Consider the following 316-nt stretch of genomic DNA (forward strand, 5'->3'; position numbering starts at 1 on the left):
CTGAGTTGCTTGCGGCCTCGCTGGCAGAACAGTGCAATCATGTCAGTGACGCTTTTTTGCCACTCTTTGAGCCGTTGCGTTTCGAATTGCTACAAACCATGAGAGCACAGAATGGAATGACCGGGAGTATCTGGCCAGTCAGCCATTGGTGGTATATGACGGTAGCGGGTGAACTGGCCTGTCAGTTGGGTAAAGAACCGGTTGAACAATGGCGACTGAACTGGGGGGAGGAATGGGCCCAGCAAAATGTTCGTGCTATTGGCGATATACTGAAAATCTGGGGTGCCGTTAACGTTTCCCTGCCATCTGATGCTGC

General features: G+C 51.9%; 1 pseudogene. It reads left to right on the forward strand.

Going from position 1 to position 316, the window contains the following annotated elements:
• Nucleotides 1–316 (forward strand): annotated as a pseudogene (locus tag Q1A40_RS23020) (hypothetical protein); the annotation flags it as partial.

The sequence above is a fragment of the uncultured Cedecea sp. genome (assembly GCF_947498825.1).
Lineage (GTDB): Bacteria > Pseudomonadota > Gammaproteobacteria > Enterobacterales > Enterobacteriaceae > JGM124.